General features: G+C 62.8%; 20 protein-coding genes and 1 pseudogene. 9 read left to right on the forward strand and 12 right to left on the reverse strand.

Translation table 11 applies throughout. The annotated features are described in order from the left end of the window. Positions 1-13 precede the first annotated feature (13 nt). From E5678_RS02010 to E5678_RS02020, 3 genes are read right to left on the reverse strand one after another with little or no spacing between them, the layout of a single operon-like run. Positions 14-1,222, reverse strand: a complete 1,209-nt coding sequence (locus E5678_RS02010) for an MFS transporter (protein ID WP_136176981.1) — start codon at positions 1,220-1,222, stop codon at positions 14-16. Next, positions 1,219-2,676 (reverse strand): FAD-binding oxidoreductase, encoded by a 1,458-nt coding sequence (locus E5678_RS02015; RefSeq protein ID WP_136176982.1) that lies wholly within the window; start codon positions 2,674-2,676, stop codon positions 1,219-1,221. The genes E5678_RS02010 and E5678_RS02015 overlap by 4 nt, the downstream gene beginning before the upstream one ends. Next, positions 2,673-3,149: a DUF2069 domain-containing protein gene (locus tag E5678_RS02020; protein WP_136180587.1), complete on the reverse strand. Its 477-nt coding sequence runs from the start codon at positions 3,147-3,149 to the stop codon at positions 2,673-2,675. The genes E5678_RS02015 and E5678_RS02020 overlap by 4 nt, the downstream gene beginning before the upstream one ends. Before the next feature lie 173 nt (positions 3,150-3,322). On the opposite strand from E5678_RS02020, the gene E5678_RS02025 reads away from it, so the two are divergent. After that, complete coding sequence (locus E5678_RS02025; protein WP_136176983.1) at positions 3,323-4,594, forward strand: YihY family inner membrane protein; 1,272 nt, start codon at positions 3,323-3,325, stop codon at positions 4,592-4,594. Between the two features lie 235 nt (positions 4,595-4,829). On the opposite strand, the gene E5678_RS02030 is transcribed toward E5678_RS02025, so the two are convergent. Further along, entirely contained in the window at positions 4,830-5,168 is a 339-nt protein-coding gene (locus tag E5678_RS02030; protein WP_136176984.1) for a DUF962 domain-containing protein, read from the reverse strand. A 116-nt stretch (positions 5,169-5,284) separates the two neighbouring features. Continuing rightward, positions 5,285-6,583, reverse strand: coding sequence for a cytochrome P450 (locus tag E5678_RS02035; protein ID WP_136176985.1), 1,299 nt, complete (start codon positions 6,581-6,583; stop codon positions 5,285-5,287). A gap of 197 nt (positions 6,584-6,780) precedes the next feature. Between E5678_RS02035 and E5678_RS02040 the strand changes: the two genes are divergently transcribed. Further along, complete coding sequence (locus tag E5678_RS02040; RefSeq protein ID WP_136176986.1) at positions 6,781-7,878, forward strand: Stealth CR1 domain-containing protein; 1,098 nt, start codon at positions 6,781-6,783, stop codon at positions 7,876-7,878. Here the strand turns inward: E5678_RS02040 and E5678_RS22540 are convergent. From E5678_RS22540 to E5678_RS02055, 3 genes and pseudogenes are all read right to left on the reverse strand, one after another. Next, the gene (locus E5678_RS22540; protein ID WP_247596883.1) at positions 7,867-8,043 is read right to left on the reverse strand and encodes a DUF2805 domain-containing protein; all 177 of its coding nucleotides are present in this window, start codon (positions 8,041-8,043) and stop codon (positions 7,867-7,869) included. The genes E5678_RS02040 and E5678_RS22540 overlap by 12 nt on opposite strands. 122 nt (positions 8,044-8,165) lie before the next feature. Further along, positions 8,166-8,983: pseudogene (locus E5678_RS02050) on the reverse strand (alpha/beta hydrolase). After that, positions 8,983-10,290, reverse strand: a complete 1,308-nt coding sequence (locus E5678_RS02055) for an O-acetylhomoserine aminocarboxypropyltransferase (RefSeq protein WP_136176987.1) — start codon at positions 10,288-10,290, stop codon at positions 8,983-8,985. The pseudogene E5678_RS02050 and the gene E5678_RS02055 overlap by 1 nt, the downstream one beginning before the upstream one ends. Before the next feature lie 184 nt (positions 10,291-10,474). Between E5678_RS02055 and E5678_RS02060 the strand changes: the two genes are divergently transcribed. Then, positions 10,475-10,948, forward strand: a complete 474-nt coding sequence (locus E5678_RS02060) for a CBS domain-containing protein (RefSeq protein ID WP_136176988.1) — start codon at positions 10,475-10,477, stop codon at positions 10,946-10,948. A gap of 69 nt (positions 10,949-11,017) precedes the next feature. Here the strand turns inward: E5678_RS02060 and phaZ are convergent, their stop codons facing one another. Next, the gene (gene phaZ, locus E5678_RS02065; protein WP_136176989.1) at positions 11,018-12,235 is read right to left on the reverse strand and encodes a polyhydroxyalkanoate depolymerase; all 1,218 of its coding nucleotides are present in this window, start codon (positions 12,233-12,235) and stop codon (positions 11,018-11,020) included. A 133-nt stretch (positions 12,236-12,368) separates the two neighbouring features. Here phaZ and E5678_RS02070 point away from each other — a divergent pair, with 133 nt between their 5' ends. Continuing rightward, positions 12,369-13,025: a glutathione S-transferase gene (locus E5678_RS02070; protein WP_136176990.1), complete on the forward strand. Its 657-nt coding sequence runs from the start codon at positions 12,369-12,371 to the stop codon at positions 13,023-13,025. 123 nt (positions 13,026-13,148) lie between these two features. Here E5678_RS02070 and E5678_RS02075 read toward each other — a convergent pair whose 3' ends face one another. Both E5678_RS02075 and E5678_RS02080 read right to left on the reverse strand, forming a co-directional pair. After that, complete coding sequence (locus tag E5678_RS02075; RefSeq protein ID WP_136176991.1) at positions 13,149-13,574, reverse strand: cupin domain-containing protein; 426 nt, start codon at positions 13,572-13,574, stop codon at positions 13,149-13,151. A 259-nt stretch (positions 13,575-13,833) separates the two neighbouring features. Continuing rightward, positions 13,834-14,982, reverse strand: coding sequence for an ABC transporter substrate-binding protein (locus E5678_RS02080; protein WP_136176992.1), 1,149 nt, complete (start codon positions 14,980-14,982; stop codon positions 13,834-13,836). 245 nt (positions 14,983-15,227) lie between these two features. Here E5678_RS02080 and aroC point away from each other — a divergent pair, with 245 nt between their 5' ends. Beyond that, positions 15,228-16,328, forward strand: coding sequence for a chorismate synthase (aroC, locus tag E5678_RS02085; RefSeq protein ID WP_136180588.1), 1,101 nt, complete (start codon positions 15,228-15,230; stop codon positions 16,326-16,328). A 117-nt stretch (positions 16,329-16,445) separates the two neighbouring features. After that, complete coding sequence (locus tag E5678_RS02090; protein ID WP_136176993.1) at positions 16,446-17,627, forward strand: MFS transporter; 1,182 nt, start codon at positions 16,446-16,448, stop codon at positions 17,625-17,627. A 30-nt stretch (positions 17,628-17,657) separates the two neighbouring features. On the opposite strand, the gene E5678_RS02095 is transcribed toward E5678_RS02090, so the two are convergent. Continuing rightward, a complete protein-coding gene (locus tag E5678_RS02095; RefSeq protein ID WP_136176994.1) occupies positions 17,658-18,545 on the reverse strand; it encodes a LysR family transcriptional regulator in 888 nt (295 codons plus the stop codon). Positions 18,546-18,670: 125 nt separating this feature from the next. On the opposite strand from E5678_RS02095, the gene speB (E5678_RS02100) reads away from it, so the two are divergent. From speB (E5678_RS02100) to E5678_RS02110, 3 genes are read left to right on the forward strand one after another with little or no spacing between them, the layout of a single operon-like run. After that, complete coding sequence (speB, locus tag E5678_RS02100; RefSeq protein WP_136176995.1) at positions 18,671-19,621, forward strand: agmatinase; 951 nt, start codon at positions 18,671-18,673, stop codon at positions 19,619-19,621. An 18-nt stretch (positions 19,622-19,639) separates the two neighbouring features. Continuing rightward, entirely contained in the window at positions 19,640-20,632 is a 993-nt protein-coding gene (speB, locus tag E5678_RS02105) for an agmatinase (RefSeq protein WP_136176996.1), read from the forward strand. Next, on the forward strand, positions 20,629-21,501 hold the full coding sequence (locus E5678_RS02110) for a TIM barrel protein (RefSeq protein WP_136176997.1): 873 nt from the start codon (positions 20,629-20,631) through the stop codon (positions 21,499-21,501). The genes speB (E5678_RS02105) and E5678_RS02110 overlap by 4 nt, the downstream gene beginning before the upstream one ends. Positions 21,502-21,516: the final 15 nt, after the last annotated feature.

Genomic DNA, 21,516 nt, shown 5'->3' on the forward strand with positions numbered 1-21,516 from the left:
CGGGACAGGTGGTTCAGCTCAGCTGGTTGAGCCGGCGCACCGCGAGTGCCAAAACGATCAACATCAACACCACCATGGGCATGACCGCCTCCAGCCCCAGCCAGGTGGCGATCAGTCCAAAGGCTGCCGGGATCACCGACCCCCCGGCATATGACGCCATCATTTGCCAGGCGATCACTTTGCGCGCCACCTCGGGCGCAAAGCGGCGGGCGGGTTCATGCATGAGCGAAGGAAACACCGGCGCACAGCCCAGCCCCATCAACACCAGGCCCGCGAGGTTCAACGCATGGGGCAGTGTGGGTAGGGCGAACAGAAGTGCACCCACGGTGGCCAGTGCAATGCCCAGCGCGATCAGGCGCCGGTTGCCCAGGTGGTTGGCGAACAAGCCAGCACTGAACCGGCCGAGGGTGATGGATGCAAAATACACCGACACCCAGATGCCCGCCTCGGGCAGGCCGATGCCCCGGTTGCCCACCAACAGGCTTGCCGCCCAGAGGTAGGTGCCCATTTCCGCAGCAACGTAGAGCAAAAAACACAAGGGCGACAGCCACAGCGCTTGCATTGCCAAGGGCTTGAAGGCCTTGGATGCTCCGCGAATGGGCTTGTCGTCTGGGTCATTCGATGCCGAAGATTTGCCCGGGCTGTGGCGCCACAAGGGCAAAGCAAACCACAACACAACACCCAGGCCCAGCTGGATCAGTCCGATGTGGCGTGCACCCACCGCCCAACCCCCTGCGCTGGCGAGGGCCAAACCCATGACCACAGGGCCTGTTGCGGCGCCCATCCCCCAAAAACCGTGTAGCCAGTTCATGTGGCGCGACGTGTAGTGCGCCGCCACGAACTGGTTCATGCTGGCGTCGACAGCCCCGCCCCCTGCGCCCAGTGGAACTGCCAGCAGCACCAGCCAGCCAAACGAGGGTGCGACCGAGAAGCCGCACAGCGCGAGACCGGTCAATGTGCAACTGCCCGCCACCACCGCGCCTGTGCCCACCACCGCCACCAGGCGCGGTGTGAGCCAGGCGCTGGTGACCGCGCTGGCCATCAGGGTGATGGTGAGAATACCCATGGCAGCCAGGGGCTGGCCCATCTGCAGGCGCATGGCCGGCCACGCCACGCCCATCACCGCATCGGGCAAACCCAGGCTCACAAAAGACAGGTAGACGATGCCCAGCAGCAGGATGCTGGCGGCCCGCGCAGAGGCCGCGGGCGGCATCGAGGTCATCGCGAAGGGTTCAGCGGGTGCAGCACGCGCCCTGGGTTGAGCAGGTTGGCGGGGTCAAGCGCGTGTTTGATCGATCGCATCAGAGCGAGCGCCACGGGATCCTTGAATTCGGGCAGCTTGTCGGCCTTGAGGCTGCCGACGCCGTGTTCGGCACTGATCGAACCATCAAAGCGGGCCACTTGCTGGAACACCAGCGCGTTGACCTGCGCTTCCTGCTGGCGCAGGAACGTGGCCGCATCGCCATTTTCAGGGGCTTGCACGTTGTAGTGCAGGTTGCCATCGCCCAAGTGGCCGAAGTTGACCAGCCGCACGCCGGGGATTTCCCGCTTCAGCAGCGCATCGGTCTCAGTGCAAAAAGTGGGGATGCGGGAGACGGGGATGCTGATGTCGTGTTTGATGTTGAGGCCTTCTTCGGCCTGCGCCAGCGGGATGCTCTCGCGGATGTGCCAGAGCCCCTGGGCCTGTGCCAGGCTCTCGGCCACCACGGCATCGCCCACCACTTCCTGTTCAAAAGCGGTTTCCAGCAAGCGCTCCAGTCGGCTTCTTGCATGGGCTTCGGACTCGCTGCTGCTGTTCTCCAGCAGCACGCCGTAGCAGGGCGCCTGTGCGGCTCCAGCGGCCATGAACGGCACGCGCAGTGCCGGGAAATGCTTGTTGACCAGGCTGAGTGCGAACTGCCCCATGACCTCAAAGCCGGTCAGGCCTGCGCCGAGCTGCTGATGGGCCAGGCCCAGCAATGCAACGGCTGCGTCCAGCGACGGGACGGCGGCCCATGCCGTGAGTTGCGCGGCAGGCTGGGGGTAGAGTTTGAGCGTGGCCGCGGTGATGATGCCCAGGGTGCCCTCACTGCCGATGAAGAGGTCCCGCAGGTCGTAGCCGGTGTTGTCTTTGCGCAGGCCGCTAAGACCATGCCAGATCTCGCCTTGGGCGGTCACGACTTCCAGTCCCAGGCAGAGGTCGCGGGCATTGCCGTAGCGCACCACCTGGGTGCCACCCGCATTGGTGGCGAGGTTCCCGCCAATGGTGCAGCTGCCTTCGGCGGCGAGGCTGAGCGGAAACAGAAAGCCTGCGTTGTCGGCGGCTGTTTGGAGGTTTTGCAGGATGCACCCGGCCTCGACCGTGATCGTGAGATTGGCGGCGTCCAGAGATCGAACAGCCTGCATGCGACCCAAGCTCAGGACCACCTGGGTACCCGTGTCGTCGGGCACCGAGCCCACGACCAGACCGGTGTTGCCACCCTGGGGCACGATGCTGGCGCCGGCCGCGGCGCAGGCCTTGACCACGGCGGCCACTTCGGCCGTGCTGCCGGGGCGAACGATGGCCAAGGCGCGCCCTTGGGCCCGTTTACGCCAGTCGTTTTCCCAGGCGCTGAGATCGGCTGTCGGGTCTTCGTGGGTCAGAACGTGGGCATCGCCCACGGTGGCGCGCAGTTGTGCGATCAGGGTGGGGTTCATGATTTTACGGGTTTGATGGGGTCGGCGGCTGCGCCAATGGCGGCGGCGTGGCGCAGTTTGTCGGCCTCAACAGCGGCTGGACCGGCCGCTTTCAGGCGCGTGCGCACATGCAGGGCGCAGGCAACAAACAAAGAGACGCAAAGGGCAACCTCGATCCCGGCCAGGGCTGCCGACAAACCTTTGTCGCTCCACGCACGAACCACACCTTCGGTGAAGTAGATCCAGACGATCAGACTCACCCAGCGGTAGGTGTACATGCGGTTTTTCAGCAAACCGGCGAGTGGCAGCGTCAGGGGCAACACCTTGAGCACCAGCCAGGAACCGCCCGGGCGCAAAGGCGCAAGCCACATTTCCCACAACAGACCCAACACGATGAGGCCCACCAGGCTGCCCACTGCGAGCGTGCGCGTGAACGCGACGGTGCGGGCTGTGGCCGCGGAGGTGGGTAAGGGTTGTTGGCTGGTTTCTGGCATGGGTCGGTAGATCGGTAGCAGCAGGGGCAGGGGCAGACGGTCGGGGATGTGGACAGAGGGCGATGTGGGGGGTGAATCCATGCGACTGGAGTGACCGTTCCAACGCAGCCCGTCGCCCACTGGGTCCCTGAGTACTCCGCGTGCAGGGGAGGACAATCTGGGATGATACCGGGATGACCCTGAACGAACGTTGGCAGCAGCTGGAAACCCTGCTGCAGACCTTGTGGCGCGACACGCTCAATTTCCCCTGGCGCAACACCGCGGCGACGCTGCGCGAGCGCTTCGACGAAGACCAGTTGGGTGTGACCGCCAGCAGCCTGACTTTCACCACCACGATTTCGCTGGTGCCGCTGTTCACCGTCGCGCTGGCCATCTTCAGCGCTTTTCCCATGTTTGCGCGCATGCAGGACAGCGTGCAGAGGTGGTTGATCCAGAGCCTGGTGCCCGACAACATCGCCAAACAGGTGCTGAGCTACCTCAACCAGTTCGCGGCCGCGGCGGGCGAAATGGGGTGGGCGGGCGCCATCGCCCTGCTGGTCACGGCGCTCGCGCTGATTCTCACCATTGATCGCAAGCTCAACGACATCTGGCGGGTGCGCGAGAGCCGGCCTTTCACCCAGCGGGTGCTGGTTTACTGGGCCGTGCTCACCTTGGGTCCATTGATCCTGGCGGGCAGTCTGAGCTTGACGTCTTATGCGCTGTCTGCATCCAAGGGTTTGGTGACGACCTTGCCGGGCGCAGTGAAGTTCTTGCTGAGCACCTTGCAGTTTGTGTTGATGGGCGTGGGCATGGCGGCGCTGTACCGCTATGTGCCCAACACCCGGGTGCGCTGGAGCCATGCGCTGGTGGGGGGGCTGTTTGTCGCGGTGGGGCTTGAGCTCGCCAAAAAACTGCTGGCGTGGTATCTCACGAGCGTGCCCACCTATTCGGTGGTGTACGGGACGTTTGCCAGTGTGCCGATCTTGCTGGTGTGGATCTATCTGGCCTGGGTGATCGTGTTGCTGGGTGCGGTGGTGACCGCCTATTTGCCGAGCTTGTTGTCGGGCATTGCGCGCCGTGCCGACACGCCGGGCTGGAATTTCATGCTTGCGCTGGAGAGCTTGCAGTTGCTGCGCCAGGCCCGGTCGAACGACGATCGAGGCATGAGCCTGGAGGCGATTGCCCAGAGGCTGCGGGTTGATCCGCTGAACCTCGAAGGTCCCGCCGGCCACATGGTGGCACTGGACTGGCTGGCCCGCTTGAATGAAGAGGATGAGCGCTATGTGCTGTTGCTTGACCTCGAACACATGCCCTTGGCTGCATTGGCCGAGCGCCTGTTGCTGGGCCGCGTAGCCAGCACCCAGGTGTTTTGGACAGCCAGTGGCTGGAACCACATGAGCGTGGCCGATGCGCTGGCGCCGGGGGCTCCCATGCAAATGCCCTTTGCCCGTCCGACCACGACCTGAAGGAAGGCGAACAACCTGTTGAAGGAATTGCGAGCCGCCATTGACCCTGCACCCTGATCAGGCGGAGGCCAAGGCCTTGTGCGGCCTGACGACCGTTCTTGTGGGATGTGGGTGGTGGTGGCATCCGGGTCGCAGCACAAAACCCATTTGGCCATCGGTTGGGGTTTGGCCAGCACCCCGGTCTCGACCCTTCAAGCTTGCATTGAGGCCCGGGCCTGTTTGCCGGCGCGGGGCTTCAGAGCTTGACGTTGCCCAACCACATGTCCTTGTACATCACCCAGTCGCCCATGAAGCTGTAGAGCGGGCGTTTGAAGCTGGCGGGTTTGTTTTTTTCAAATACAAAGTGACCAACCCAGGCACACGCATAGCCCGCCAGCAAGCCGTAGGCGAGGTACTGCAGTGAGCCGGTGTAAAACACCAGGGCCAGGCACACCAGTCCCAGTGAGCTGCCCAGAAAGTGCAGCCGGCGGCAGTTTGTATCACTGTGTTCGCCCAGGTAGAAGGGGTAAAACTCGGCAAAGGTCTGGAAATGCTGAGCAGAGGGTGCTGCTGTTTCGGAGGTGGCTTCGTTCATGGATCTCTCCTGTTGTTGTTCTGCAAAACGGGCTGATGAGCGACGATACCGTCCAACGTGTGCTGCCCATGACACAGGGTTTGCACCGCGTCACACTCAGTCAGCACGTTTTCAGTTTAGACCGTGGCGAAAGGGGCGTGCAAGAAACCCCTGAAACGTGCGCGACCGCCTCGCACGGGTGGCGCTGTCAGGTGGTAGCCGGGAAACCGTTGCAGAAAGCGACCGATGGCGATCCGCCCTTCGAGTCTGGCCAAGCTCAGGCCTGCGCATTGGTGGATCCCGAAACCAAAAGCCAGGTGCTTGTTGGGGGAGCGCTGCAGATCGAGCGTTTCGGGCAACGCGAATGCCGCTGGATCGCGGTTGGCTGCACCAATGCACAGGGTGACCAGGCTGCCGACCGGCAAATCCACGCCACTCAACTGGGTGGCGTGGACCACGCGGCGGTTGCCCAGCTGGTTGGAGGATTCGTACCGCAAGAACTCGTCCACCGCTGCCGAGAGCACGGCTTCGTGGGCCGCTGCATCGTGGTCCACTGCGGCCATGTTGCGCAGCAGCTTGTCTTTGGTTTCTGGAAACTCCTGCAGCAGGATCAGGCCATTGCCGATCAGATTGGTGGTGGTTTCATGGCCGGCGTTGAGCAAGAAGATGCAGTTTTGCAGCAACTCGACTTCGCTCAATTGTTCGCCGTTCGCCTCGCCCTGGACCAGGCGGGTGAGCACGTCGCGCTCGGGGTCACCGGGGCGAAGCCGTCGCTCGGCCACAAGACCTTTGAGGTAGGTCAGCATGGCGGTCACGCTGCGGTCGCCTTCGACCTGCTGCGCCGGTGTGATCACGGGTTCCAGGGCCCCCAGAATGGACAGCGACCATTGGCGCAACGGGCCGCGCTCGCCCTCGTGAATACCCAGCAAATTGCCGATGATATCCACGGGAATGGCGGAGGCGAAGTCTTCGATCAGGTCGCCACCCCCCTGGGCTTCGATGCGATCCAGCAGCTTGTCAACGAGCTGGATGAGGCCGGGCTCCATGTCGGCAATGGCTCGGCGGGTGAGCGCGCCCATGATGAGTTTGCGCACGCGGGTATGCAGCGGCGGATCGTTGAACACGAGGCTGGTGGTGTGGTGCTCAAACAGCGGCGAGCCAGCGCCGTATTTGGGCGCGAATTCCACGTGTTTGTCGGAACTGAAGTGCTGAGCATCGCGGTACACCGCCATCAGATCCGCATGGCGGGTCAGAAAGACCGAACCGTCGGGCATGCGCTTGATGGGTTCGGTCTCCCGGAGCTCGGTGTAGACCGGGTAGGGGTTGGCCAGGAAATCGGGTGGCAGGGCCCGCAGGTCAAAGCCGGATGCAACGGCCTGAGCGCGTTCCCGGGTCATGGCGGGCGTGATGGTTTGTGGGGCGAGGGGCGTGGTCATGGTGCCATTCTGGCAGTGCTGACCGGTTTTGCCGCACAAGGCCGGTCAACCGCGGGCGCGCCCGAGACTGCAAAACCCCTTACCATCCGGGCCCTCTTGTCTGCTGGGGTGTATGGCGGTGTAGGCTTCGGTTTCTCTACCGTGATGGTTTCCCGCATGGTGAATAATTCACTCACTTTTCTCGCCTGTTGTTTGCCATGCCTCCCCCTGCTCCCGAGCCACCCATCGACATCGTTTACCTCTGGGTAGATGGCAACGACCCTGTCTGGCGGGCCAAGCGGCACCAGGCAGCCTTGTGCATGGGTGCCGCAGAAACACAGGCGCTGGCGCCCTTTGGCAATGTGGAGGGACGGTTTCGGGACAACGACGAGCTGCGCTACAGCCTGCGAGCACTGGAGCGGTTTTTCCCCGGACATGGCCATGTCTACCTTGTGACCGATGGGCAGACGCCGCCGTGGCTGCGTGCCTCCAGCCGCCTCACGTTGGTGGGCCACAAGGACCTGCTGCCGGCCGACCGCCTGCCCACGTTTGATTCCGGCAACATCGAGTCCTACATCCATCGAATTCCGGGGCTGTCCGAACGCTATTTTTACCTCAACGACGACGTTTTTTTTGGGGCCCCCGTGCAGCTGGACCACTGGTTCTGGCGGGACGGCTTCTATGCCGCTTGGTCTGACGATCCAGACGTGCCTGAAGGCCCGATGCGTCCCGACGACAACTCGCTGGAAAATGCCAGCCGCTTGTCGGGACAGTGGCTGAACGATCTGCCTTCGCTCATGGCCGCGGACTATTGCCACACGCCCCGCACCTTTGCGCATTCGCCCCGGCCCATGCTGAAGTCGCTGCTGTTTCGGCTGGAAGCCGAAGCGCCCGAGCTGTTTGAACGGGTGCGTTCGGGCGTGTTCCGCGCCTGGGACAATCCGACCCTGGTGTCCGACTTTGTGCTGCGCTGGGCGCTGGCGCACGGCGTGGCCAAGATTCGGGAATACGCGCACCTGTACGTGGCCACAGGCGATACCGATCAATCGGACCAGCTCGCTGCGCTGGTGCGAGACAGTGGGCGGCTGGACTTTTTTTGCGTCAACGACACCACCGACGATGCACATGGCCAAGACCCCCGGCTGGCCCAGGTGAAGGCCTCGTTGCAGAGCCTTTTTCCGCAGGCCTCGCAATTCGAAACCGACCAGAGCCTGGGCGTTGTGCATGCCACGCACAAAGGGACGCAGCACACCCGGGCACACCCGCCCCGGCAGCCAGAGAAACCTGGCCAGCGGGTGCGCCGATCAGGGTCTTGATCTTTTGCCCCGTTGTTCGGGCGCTCGAGCTTGCCGCGCGTGACTCGCCCGGCGGCGCTGGGTGGCGGGGTGGCGCTGCGTGGCGTGATTGGTGGTGCGGCCCGCCATCCGCTCGCGCCACATTTTGAATGAGCGCAGCTTCAATTCCTGCCGCGCAAGGACCACCTCGGCGGTCTCGTTGAGCCGAAACCGACGCTCAATGGCTTCAAGTGGCGTCCGGTCTTCTTACGCCATTTCAATGACCCGAGACACTTCGGCTGGGCACCGCGGGCCAGCTGGCGGGTTGCTCATGTTTTCAGAAAGTCTCGAATCGCAGCCAGGGTTTCGTCGGGCGCTTCGGTCATCTGGTTGTGGCCGACCGGCACTTTGACCACTTGGTGAATCTTGCCCGCTGATTGAGCCACCTTGATCAAACCCTGGGCGGCTTTGGGGTGGTCATCTGGTCGACGGCGCCCAACAAGAACAGAACAGGGCAGGTCACCTTCTCCATGGCTGCCTCGCCGCCCGCGTAGGTGTCGCAGGCCACAAAGCCTCGGTGAAAGACGTTGACCTGGGTATTGCTGGCGAGCACGCGGCGGCCCAGTGCCATGCCGGCGCCATAGACCCAGGTACCAGGGCCCAGCGCGGACGGTGGGGGGGCCAGCGTGCTTCGAGAAAACACGTTGACCATGGTCATGGCTTTGACCGGATCGTTCAGCGACGCTTCGATCAGCGCCGGAGACACTTTCATGGGGTAAGCCGTACCGACCAGCGCCAGATGGCTCACCCGTTCTTTCAGGCGTGCGGCGGCTTCCAGCGCGATCAAAGATCCCCAGCTGTGGCCGACCAGTGCGGCCTTTTGCACGCCGGCCGCGTCCAGCAGGGCCGCAATGAAATCAGCCGCTGCCTCGACCGTGGCGGGCGCTTCGCCCTCGCTCTTGCAGTGGCCGGGCAGGTCAACGGCCAGTACGTTCCAGCCGTGGTGGGCCAGGTAACGGCTTTGCAGTATCCAGACGCTGTGGTCGTTGAGCACGCCGTGGATGAAGACCACGGTGGGCTGGGCGGGGTCGAAGGGCTTGCCGCCGGTGTAGCAGTAGGTTGGGGCGCCGTTGACTTGGAGGAACATCAGACACCTGCCTTTTCTGCGGCCTTGAGCGCGCGCTTCAAATCATCGATCAGATCGTCGGCATCCTCCAGCCCGATGGACAGGCGAATGGTGCCCGGGCCGATGCCGGCCCCCGTCAGTGCGTCGTCGCTCATGCGGAAGTGGGTGGTGCTGGCGGGATGGATCACGAGTGAGCGGCAGTCGCCCACATTGGCCAGGTGGCTGAAAATTTTCAGCGCTTCAATGAAGGCCTTGCCCTGTTCGCGCGAGCCCTTGATGTCAAAGCTGAACACGGCGCCTGCGCCTTTGGCGCCGTGGCGCAAGAGCTTGTTGGCCAGCGCATGGCTGGGATGTGTTTCCAGGATCGGGTGGCCCACGCGGCTCACCAAGGGGTGGCTGGCGAGGAACTGCACCACTTTTTCCGTGTTGGCCATGTGGCGGTCCATGCGCAGCGACAGGGTTTCGATGCCCTGCAGGATGAGCCAGGCGCTGTGGGGCGAGAGGCAGGCGCCGAAGTCGCGCAGGCCTTCTCGGCGGGCGCGCAGCAGGAAAGCGCCGACGGTGCTCTCTTCGCTGAACACCATGTTGTGAAAGCCTTCATAGGCTTCGGTGAGCTCGGGGAATTTCCCCGATTTTTCCCAGTCGAAACTGCCGCCATCGACCAGCACGCCGCCGATCACGGTGCCGTGGCCGCTGAGGAATTTGGTGGCTGAGTGGTAGACGATGTCGGCGCCGTGATCGAGCGGCTTGATCAGGTAAGGCGTGGTCAGGGTGGAGTCGACCAGCAACGGCACTTTGGCTTCGTGCGCGATCTGCGCCACGGTCGGGATGTCGAGCACATCCAGGCCCGGGTTGCCCACGGTCTCACCAAAAAACAGCTTGGTGTTGGGCCGCACAGCGGCGCGCCAGCCATCGATGTCACCCGGTTTCACAAACGTGGTGTCGATCCCGAATCGGCGCAGCGTGTAGTGCAGCAGGTTCTGGCTGCCACCGTAGAGCGCGGTGCTGGCAACGATGTGTGAGCCCGCTCCCATGAGCGTCGCAACCGCCAGGTGCAGCGCGGCCTGGCCGCTGGCGGTGCTGATGGCGCCAATGCCGCCTTCGAGCGCGGCCATGCGCTGCTCGAACACGGCGTTGGTCGGGTTGCTGATGCGGCTGTAGACATGCCCGGGTCTCTCCAGATTGAACAGGGCCGCCGCGTGGTCACTGGATTCAAAGACGAAGGACGTCGAGAGGTGAATCGGCACGGCACGGGCACCCGTGGCGTCGGGCGCTGCACCCGCATGCAGGGCCAGCGTGTCGAAGCCGGGATCGGAATATCCGGACATAGGTCTGTGTCTCCAGAAAGGTTTCAAAGGCTTCACGAAGACGCTCTGGCCCGGGAGCCGCCATGGGCAGCAAGGGCCATGGTCGCGCAGGCGGCGGCTCTTCGTGGGTTTTTCCACGATTGTGGGCTATATTCGTTCCCATGCCAGACGGGCTGGCGACAACGCACCTCAGAGGAGAACAGCCATGAAAGTCAGTGACATCCTTCGCGTCAAAGGCGGAACCCTGTTCACATGCCACCCCGACGATCCCCTGACCAAGGCAGTGGAAAGCATGGCCGATCGCGATATCGGCTCGCTGGCGGTGATCGAGCACGGGGAGCTGGTGGGGATGTTGACCTTCCGGGAGTTGATTCATACCCTGGCGAAGAACGGCGGCAACGTGGGCGACCAATCGGTGCGGGCGGTGATGGACGATCACCCCATGAGCTGCACGCCCCAGACCGAGCTGGAACAGGTTCGCCCCTTGATGCTGGAGCGCCACACCCGATACATGCCGGTGATGGACAACAAGATGCTGATGGGCGTCATCAGCTTTTACGATGTGGCCCGGGCCGTGGTGGATAGCCAGAATTTTGAGAACAAGATGCTCAAGGCGTATATCCGTGACTGGCCCCAGGAAGAAACCACGGATGGCAAAAACGAACCCAACTTCCCCTGACGTTTGAGCGCAGCTGGAAACAGAAATGCCCCGTTTTCCGGGGCATTTCTGTTTCTGAGACGATTGAGTTCAAGCCGCGTTGGCGTGAATCATTTCCCTGACCCGCGGGTAAATCTGCTGATTCCATCGGCGCCCGCTGAACACGCCGTAGTGACCGACACCCGTTTGAACATGGTGCGTCTTGCGGTAAGGGCGCACGCTGCTGCACAGGTCTTGTGCGGCAACTGTCTGACCGACGGAACAGATATCGTCCCGCTCGCCCTCTACCGTCATGAGCGCGGTACGGCGGATGGCGGCTGGATTGACCGTGCGGCCCTGGTATTGCAGCGCGCCGCGCGGCAGATCGTAGGTTTGAAAGACTTTTTCCACGGTATCCAGATAGAACTCGGCCGGCAGATCGTTGACCGCCAAGTATTCCTCGTAAAAATTCTGGATGGTGGCGGCTTCTTCGGTGCGCCCGTTTTCCAGGTGGTCGTAGATGTTGCGAAACGACTGTTTGTGGCGTTCCGGGTTCATGCTCAAGAAAGCGCTGAGTTGCACGAAACCGGGATAAACGCGGCGCATGAACCCTGCGTGGGGCAATGGCACATGGCTGATCAGATTCTTCTTGAACCACTCGATGGGCTTGCTGGTGGCGAGCCTGTTGACTTCGGTGGGGTTGACACGGCAGTCCACCGGGCCGGCCATCAGCGTGAGACTGCTGGGTTGGGCCGGGTTGTCGTCTTCGGCCATGATGGCGGTGGCCGCCAATGCCGCCACGCAGGGCTGGCAGACCGCCACCATGTGCACGCCTGGGCCGATGGCCTCAGTGAACCGGATCATGTAGGTGACGTAGTCGTCCAGACTGAAGGCGCCGTGGCGCAAAGAAACATCGCGGGCGTTGTGCCAGTCGGTGATGTAAACATCGTGGTCCTGCAACAGGGTGCGGGCAGTTTCGCGCAGCAGGGTCGCAAAGTGGCCCGACAGCGGGGCCACCAGCAACACCGGGGGGTGCGAGGGCAGTGTGCTGTCGTCTTTGCGGAAGTGCAGCAGCGACCCAAAAGGCAGGGTGAGCACACATTCTTCCACGATGGGCACCTCGCTGCCTTCAGAAACCACACGCTGGATGTCATAAGGAGGGCGGCTGTGTGTGAGTCGCAGGCGAGATAGCACGTCGCAAGCGGCGGTCACTTTGCGCAACACGCTGCGCTCGGTTTTTTCCATCCAGAGCGACTGACTGAGGTGCTGCGCCGTGAGGCGCATCGGTGACATCAGGTCGGACTGCAGTTGGTAAGCCTGATACAGCATGGGTGTCTCCGTTGATCGATATGGGGGTCTCACGCAAGGATCAGGCCAAGTTTGTATGCCCCAATTTTGTGCAAATGGCGGTCAAATCGTGGCACAGGGCTTGCTCAGTGTGTCGCTTCTCAAGGAGAAATCAATGACCAAAGCGGTTTTAACGATCAGCAGCAAGAACTACGGGGCATGGGCATTGCGGGGGTGGCTGATGGCGCGCCTGGCCAAGCTGGATTTCGAAGAGCACGTGATTTCCCCGGACGACCCTGCCATGAAGGCGGAGATGTTGTTGCTCTCCGCTTCCATGCGCGTGCCGTCACTGGATCATGACGGCGTGCATGTCTGGGACACGCTGGCCATTGGCGAATACCTCAATGAAATCAAGCCCAAAGCCGGGTTGCTGCCGATGGATCGCAAGGCGCGTGCCCATTGCCGGGCGATTTGCGGCGAAATGCACTCGGGGTTTTCAGCGCTGCGTGCCTCGTTGCCCATGAACATCAAGGCGCATTTCCCTGGATTCAAGGTGTGGTCACGTGCCCAGACTGACGTCGAGCGCGTTGAGGCGATCTGGAGCGAATGCCTGACGACCTATGGCGGGCCATTTCTGTTTGGTGCAAAGCCGTGCATCGCAGACGCAATGTTTGCGCCCGTGGTCACACGGTTCATGACCTACGACGTGCCACTGGATCCCCCTTGCGTGGCTTATTGCGAAGCCGTCATGGCGCTGCCCGCCGTGAAAGAGTGGGTGGCTGCGGCCGAAGCCGAGTCGGATGAGATCGACGAGCTGGACGCGGAGTTTTGATTTTTCTGGCCACATGGGCTGCTTGCGGCCCCTCGAAGGGGGCTGTGTCTTTGACCCGGAAACGCCGAGGTCAAGGCCATGTTGCTGGGGGTTTGGCGTCTTGCCCCAGCGGTACACCGGTGCTTACTTCCAGGGCGCGGGCTCAGGAATGTCGCACGCTGGTGCCTCGACGCTGACCGTTTTGAAATCGGCGGGCGAAACGATTTCGAGGTATTCCATATCGGGTGAGTAATCGAACAGGAAGTGGCGGATACCGGGGCGCTGGTGCACGCAGTCGCCCGCTTCAACCAGCGTGACCTTGTCTTCGTACATGAATTTGGCCCAGCCTTTGACCATGATCACGATCTGAAAATCGGCTTCGTGGCGGTGCCATCCTGTGCCTTTGTCGGGGGCTTGATTCGCCTTCACCAGATGGGCAATGACCTTGCCATGGGTGGCTTCTGCGATACCGAGATCGCGGTAAAGGAAAAAGTCGCGCAGGCCACCGGCCACGTAATCTGTGTCGGCAGGTTTGACGTGGGAGAACTGGGTGGTGGTTCGGTCCAACATGGTGCACTCCTAGGGGAAGACAGCAGCGATCTTGCTGCAATGCAGCATAAAGCACATCTCATGCCGCAGGATGTTGACGGGTCAAATGTGGCGGGCGACTTCAAGCGCTTCCTTGATCAGCGGCGAAAACACGGCGCGAGGTTGGTCTTGCACAGGCAACCTGGCACCCTGAATGCCTCTTGGGCTGAGCGCGGACACAAAAATGGCGCCCCTTGGCGCCATTGTTTGAGCCCTGGGGGCACCCAGACTGACGCGATGATCAGCCCAGAAAACGCCCGTTTCTCGACAGAATGCCCAAGTCGACATAGTCCGAACCCACACGGGTGGACGGCGCCGAATAGTCGACCCGGAAACCGCCGAGGTCCATGTTGCGGATGTCGCCAATGGCCTCGCGGATTTTGCTTCGGTTGGGGTTGGTGCCCGCTTTTTTCAGGCCTTCAATCATCAGCTGGGCATTGACGTAGCCTTCAAGGCTGCTGGGATTGAAGTCGGACTGGTCCAGGGCGCGCATGGCTTTTTGGTAGCGCCGCACAATCAGGTGTTTTGCAGCCTGCGCGTCGGGCATGATCATCGTGAGGGCAATCCCCGAAGCGCTGTCACCCAGCTGGGTGATGCCGGCCGCGGTATACGTGACGCTCAAGCCTGCGATCGGCAGCCCTGGCGAAACTTTTCGGGCCGCTGCAGTGAGGGCGGCAGACACGCTGCCCGCCGTGAACAACAGCACAGCTGAAGGTTTGGAGGCCAGGATTTCGTTCACGGCGCTGTCGACGTTTTTGCCATCGGTGGCGACCGCCACCTGTGCCACGGCCTTGAGGCCTTTGGCGGACAGCGCGGTCAGGCCTACCTGCAGCAGCTCTTTGCCGAAGCCGTTGTCCAGGTAGGCAATGGTCAGATCGCGCAAATTCATCGACACCAGGTTGTCGACCAGGCGCTTGACTTCGTCGTTGTAGCCTGCGCGCACATGGAAGACGTTTTTGATGGACGGTTTGCGCAGGCTGGCTGCCCCTGTCAGAGGACCCAGGTGCACCACGTCGCTGGCTTCGATCAGCGGCATGATGGCGGTGTTGTTGGGGGTGCCCATGCAACCCATCAGCGCCAAGACCTTGCTGCTGGACAGCAGTTGTTTAACGTTGTCGACACTGCTCTCGGGCTTGTAGGCGTCATCGATCAATTCAAAATGCAGCGGTCGGCCGTTGATGCCACCCTGCTCGTTGACTTCGGCAAAGGCAGCGTTGACACCTTGTTGAATACCCTGCCCAAAGCCGGCCAACGGGCCAGTCAGTGCGGCCGAGCAGCCAACGATCATTGCGTTGTTGGGGGGGGTTGTGGCGGCTCGGGCGAAGCGTGTGCAGAAAACGGCGGGCAAGGTCAGCGCAGAGGCGCTTGCAAGGAAATGTCGGCGTTGCATGGGTTTGAAGGTGGGTCAGTGAAGTCTGAGGGCCTGCGTTGGCGGTAAAGACGACCGCGCGCCGGACGGATGAACCGCTGGTGCAGATTGCATCTGCTCAAGGGCTAAGGGGGTTTTGTTCCCAATCCGGCATTCTCTGTGGCTTTTCACACGCTGGTTGCCTAAAAAGGGGTGGCCGGACGTTCTGGCACGACACGCGGCACGGGTTCTTTGTACAGAGGGCGCCTCTGGGATAATCCATGCATATGAGCGGCAACACCTTCGGCACCCTATTTGCAGTCACCAACTTTGGTGAATCCCACGGCCCGGCCATCGGCTGCGTGATCGACGGGTGTCCACCCGGCATGGCGCTCAGTGAGGCTGATATCCAGGCGGATCTGGACCGCCGCCGCCCGGGCACCAGCAAGTTTGTGACCCAGCGCAACGAGCCCGACGCAGTGGAAATCCTGTCGGGGGTTTATGAGGGCAAAACCACGGGCACGCCCATTGCGCTGCTGATCCGCAATACGGACCAGCGCAGCAAGGACTACGGCAACATTCTGCAGACGTTCCGCCCGGGACACGCCGACTACACCTATTGGCAAAAATTTGGCATCCGCGATCCACGCGGTGGAGGGCGCTCATCCGCTCGCCTGACCGCGCCCACCGTGGCGGCGGGGGCGGTGGCCAAAAAGTGGTTGAAGGAGAAATTCGGCACCGCGTTTCACGCCTGCATGACGCAGATCGGCGACGTGGTGATTCCCTTTGAGAGCTGGGACCACGTGCCTCAAAACCCGTTTTTTGCGCCCGTGGCCGATGTGTCGGCGCTTGAGGCCTTCATGAACGAGCTGCGCAAGAGCGGCGATTCGTGTGGTGCGCGCCTGCGTGTGGTGGCCAGCAACATGCCCGTGGGGTTAGGGCAACCGCTGTACGACAAGCTCGATGCCGACATCGCCTACGCGATGATGGGTCTGAACGCCGTCAAGGGCGTGGAGATTGGCGCGGGCTTTGCCAGCGTGAGCGATCGGGGCAGCACACACGGCGACTCGTTGACCCCCGGTGGCTTCCAGGGCAACAAAGCCGGTGGCGTGCTCGGTGGTATCAGCACAGGGCAAGACCTGGATGTGTCGGTGGCCATCAAGCCCACGAGCTCCATCCTGATCCCGCGCGATTCGATCGATGTGAGCGGAGCGCCCACCGAAGTGATCACCAAGGGACGCCACGATCCCTGCGTGGGCATTCGCGCCGCTCCGATCATGGAAGCGTTGCTGGCCCTGGTGGTGATGGACCACGCCTTGCTGCACCGGGCCCAGTGTGGCGACGTGAAGGTGGGCACGCCCGATATCGCTGCCGCCGGGCGCGGCTGATGGGGTGACCCGGCCTTTCTCAACAGGCTGGGATTCGGTCCCGTTGCCTCCAGTCCTGAGTGTGCGCGCGGCCAGTCGGTACGCCAGCATGCGTCGGCACAGAGCTTGGGCCGCCGCATGACAACCCGGCGGCAGTTGTTGCCCTTTGCGGCTTTGTCGGCCAGCTATTTCGCGCACATCGGTTTCTTCAATCCCTACCTGCCTCTGTGGCTCAAGGACCTGGGTTTCAGCCTGATCGCCATCAGCGTGCTGACTTCGGTGCAGTCGGCCACACGCCTGTTTGCGCCTTACGCCTGGGGCACGCTGAGCGATCGCACCGGCGAACGCGTGAAGCTTTTGCGATATGGCGCGACCGTGGCCTTTTTGCTGTCGCTGGCTCTGTGGACACCGCTGGGTGGGGTGGGGCTGTTCTTTGTGTTGTTGCTCATGTTCACGCACACCAGCGCCATGATGCCCATGAGCGAAGCTGCGCTGGCGCACCTGGTCAGCCAGGACGGAATTTTTGATGCCCGGCGCTACGGGCGTGTGCGGCTTTGGGGGTCGCTTGGATTCCTGGTCACGGTGGTGGTGGCGGGCTGGTGGTTCGAACGCTATGGCATGGGGCACTTCCCGGGATGGACGCTGGCCACGCTGAGCGCCGTGTTGATCAGTGTGTGGTGTTTGCCGGATTTCAAAGAGGCCTCAACGACTGAGTCCGTTCACCCGGACATTCGTCCCGTGCTGCGACAGCCCGCTGTGCGCTGGTTTTTTGCGGCGGCCTTTTTCCATGTGTTGGCGCACATCTTCATCTATGTTTTTTTCTCGCTCTACCTCGACGAATTGGGGTACAGCAAGACCGTGATCGGTTTGCTGTGGGCCGTGTCGGTGGTGATCGAAATCGGCTGGTTTTTCACGCAAGGGCGTTGGTTGCCCAGGCTTGCACTGTCGAGCTGGCTGGTGCTGGCCGCCGCCTTGATGGCGGTGCGCATGGCGCTGACCGCCGGTTTGCCGCTGGTGTGGCCTCTGTTGCTGCTCGCGCAGGCGATGCACGCGATCACGTTTGCCGCGCACCACACGGTGTGCATCGCCCTGTTGTCCCACCATTTTCCGGGCCGCCTGCGCGGGCGGGGCCAGGCGCTCTACACCGTGGTGGCCTATGGGTTGCCGGGTGTGCTGGGTGGCGTGGGTGGGGGGGTATTGAGCGCATCTTTGGGCTTGTCCAGTGTGTTCTGGTTGTCCTCAGTTTGTGCGGTGGTGGCCGCTTTTTGCGCTCTGCGCATGCGCGGGCTGGATCGCGCGCGGCAAGCACCGTTGCCTTGAGCGATTCAGGGTGGCCGGCGCGATGCGGCGTCAACCCCGCATCTTGCGCAGCAGCAGGTCCCGCATGGCATGGATCGGCGCCTCGCGACCACGGCCGCGCCGGGTGACCAGCGAGAACTGCGACTGGAAGCCGAAGGCCGCAGGCAGCAGCACCCGCAGGCGGGCCTGGTCGACCCAGGGCTGGGCGAAGTGCTCGGGCAGGTAGCCGACGTAGGCACCGGACAAGATCAGGATCAGCAGGGCCTCCATGCTCTCCACCGTGGCCACACTGCGCTTGAAACCATGGCGCCCCAGTTCGGCCTGGCTCCAGTAGCTGCGCCGCACCACGTTCAGCTCCGACACCAGCGCCTCCGGAATCTGGCGCTCCTTGTACAACGGGTGCCGGTCGCTGCAGTACAGCCACTGCTGCTCACGGTAGAGCGGATGGAACACCAGGCCGGGCGCGCGGCTGGGGAAAAAGCCCACGGCCAGGTCCAGGTCGTTGTTCAGCACGCCTTCCTGCAGCTCGTACGGGCTTTTCACGAACAGGCTCAGGTGCACCGCCGGATGGCGCTGGAAGAAGGTCCCGATGGCCTCGGGCAGGGGCAGGGTCTGGTCGGTCACGGTGGAGTCCAGCACACCGAGCTTCAGGTTGCCCGACAAATCGCCTTTGAGCGAGGACGCATAGGCGCCGAACCCGTCCAGTTCACCGATCAGGCGCTGGGTTTCCACGAGCAGGCGTTCGCCTTTTTCCGTGAGTGAGAAGCCGCTTCGGCCCCGCTCGCACAGCTTGAACCCCAGTTGGGATTCAAGCTGGCCCATGTAGGTGCTGATCGCCGAGGTGCTGAGGTTGAGATCCTGCTGGGCTTTTGCAAAGCCCTGGTGGTGGGCAACGGCGACAAAGATGCGCAGCAGTTTGAGATCGGGTGGGTGGAACATGGCGATGGGATGGTTTTGATTTTTCAGAACTGAATATTTGGTTCTGAGCATTTGTCGTGCCAGCACATGCTTCAAAAATGCAATCCAAGCGATTCATTTGTTGATGTGCCAGGAGCCCGACCGACATGACACCCACCCTGAACCAGCCGCAGAGCGGCAACGAAATGCCCCGATTTGCCGGGCGCGGCACCATGTTGCGGCTGCCCGCCGCTGACAGCCCGCAAGGGCTCGATGTGGGTTTTATCGGTGTGCCGCTGGACATCGGTACCTCGCTGCGCGCCGGCACCCGGTTTGGTCCGCGCAGCATCCGCAACGAGTCGGTGATGATCCGCCCCTACAACATGGCCACGGGTGCTGCCCCCTTTGATGCGCTGCAGGTGGCCGATCTGGGCGACGTGCCCATCAACACCTACAACCTGCTGGAATCGGTGCGCATCATCGAAGCCTATTACGAGGCGCTTTCTCCGTTCCCGGTGGTGCCCTTGACGCTGGGCGGAGACCACACCATCACGCTGCCCATCCTGCGTGCGCTGGCCCGCAAGCATGGGCCGATCGGCCTCATCCATGTGGATGCCCACACCGACACCAACAACGACATGTTCGGCGAGAAGATCGCCCATGGCACGACGTTCCGGCGCGCGGTGGAAGAGGGCCTGCTCGATTGCCAGCGCGTGGTGCAGATCGGCCAGCGCGCCCAGGGCTACACCAGTGATGACTTCCAGTGGGGCGTGAACCAAGGCTTCAAGCTCTTCACGGCAGAGCAGTGCTGGCACCGCTCGCTCAACCCGCTCATGGAAGAGGTGCGCACCACCTTGGGGCAGGGGCCGGTCTACCTCAGCTTCGATATCGACGGCATAGATCCTGCGTGGGCTCCTGGCACAGGCACGCCGGAAGTGGGGGGCCTCACCAGCATCCAGGCGCTGGAGATCGTGCGGGGCTGCAAGGGCTTGCAACTGGTCGGCGGCGACCTGGTGGAAGTTTCTCCCCCTTACGACGTCAGTGGCAACACATCGCAACTGGCGGCCAACCTCCTTTTCGAAATGCTGTGCGTCTTGCCCGGCGTGGCCTATCGCTGATCCCAGGAAACCTTCACCATGACTTCATCCACCTACCCCCAACCCGAAGACGCTGCTCAGATCCCGCGCTATGCGGGGCTGCCCACCTTCATGCGCTTGCCCATGTGGTCCATGGACCGCTTGTCCGAGCTGGACATCGCCTTGCTCGGCATCCCCTGGGATGCGGGCACGACGAACCGGGCAGGTGCGCGCCATGGCCCACGCGAGGTGCGCAACCAGTCGAGTCTGATGCGGCGTGTGCACCATGTGAGCCACATCGCACCGTACGACCTGGCGCGCGTGGCCGATGTGGGCGACATTCCCCTCGCACCGATGGACGTGCAGGCCGGGTTGGACAGCATTGACGCCTTTGTGTCCAGGCTCAACAAAGCCGGGGTTCGACCCTTGTCGGTCGGAGGCGATCACCTGATCACCTTGCCGGTGTTCCGCGGCATCGCACGTGGAGAACCGCTCGGCATGGTGCACTTTGATGCGCACTCCGACACCAACGACAGCTATTTTGGTGGCCAGCGCTACACGCACGGCACGCCGTTCCGCCGAGCGGTGGAAGAGGGCTTGCTCGATCCCAAGCGCACGGTGCAGATCGGCATTCGCGGCTCGATCTACGATGCCGAAGACCTGGCATTTGCCCGCGACACCGGTATTCACGTGATCTTCATGGAAGAATTTGCCCGTCGTGACATGGACGATGTGATTGCGCAGGCGCGTGACATCGTGGGTGATGGGCCCACTTACGTGAGCTTCGACGTGGACTGTCTCGATCCCTGTTACGCACCCGGAACCGGCACGCCGGAGATCGGGGGCATGACCACCTTGCAGGCGCAGCACATGGTGCGCGGCCTGCAAGGGCTGAATCTGGTGGGGGCCGATGTGGTGGAGGTGAGCCCGCCGTTCGACCTCGGGGGGGCGACGTCCCTGGTGGGCGCGACCATGGCCTTCGAACTGCTGTGCCTGCTGGCCGACGCCCACGCGACCCGGGGGCGTTTGCCTGTGCTGGAGGCTGCAGCATGAACATTGATCTTTTCCGTTCTCTCTGGGGCTGGCAAGGCGATTGGGGCCAGTGCGCGGCCGAGCTGCGTGCCGTTGGTTGCATGGGTGTGGAAGCCCGCTTGCCCATCGAAACCGGTGCTGTTCAGGCGCTGCGCCACACGCTGCAGCAGGAAGACCTGGCGTACATCGCCGTGGTGTTCACCGGCGGCGATGTGATTCCCGACCAGCGCTGGACGATGGAGCAACACTGGGACCGGTTGCGCGCGGCGCTGGATGCCGCGCAAGTTGCCCAGCCGCGTTTCCTCAACATCCTGGCGGGCAACGACCGCTGGAGCCTGGATCAGCAAGTGGCGTTTTTCGGACACGCTCTGGAACTGGCCGATGTGGCGGGCGTGGTGTGCAGCTTCGAAACCCACCGCGCCACCTCGCTCTACAGCCCCTGGCTGACGCTGGACCTGATCGCCCAGTTGCCCCAGCTGCGCTTCACCACCGACATCAGCCACTGGGTGGTGGTGTGTGAGCGCCTGCTGAACGATCCCGTGGACGATCTCACGCCTTTCATCGAGCGCGTGCACCACGTGCAGGCCCGCGTGGGCTATGCACAAGGCGCGCAGGTCCCGCACCCGGCGGCGCCGGAGTACGCCAGTGAGCTGGCTTTCCACCAAGACGTGTGGGAGCGCGTCTGGGCATCGCAGCGCGCCCGAGGCTATTCGGTGACCACGCTCACGCCCGAGTTCGGCCCCGATGGCTACACGTTCCGGCTGCCGTTCACGCAGGCGCCAATCGCCGACGTCTGGACGCTCAACCAATGGATGACCCAAACCGAAGCCGAGCACTTCGCGCGCTGGAGCGCCGCCACTTCGGCGACCACTTCTGCCTTGAATCGTTAAAAACCCGCACCACAC

Origin of the sequence: Hydrogenophaga sp. PAMC20947 (assembly GCF_004795855.1) — a bacterium.
GTDB lineage: Bacteria > Pseudomonadota > Gammaproteobacteria > Burkholderiales > Burkholderiaceae_C > Hydrogenophaga.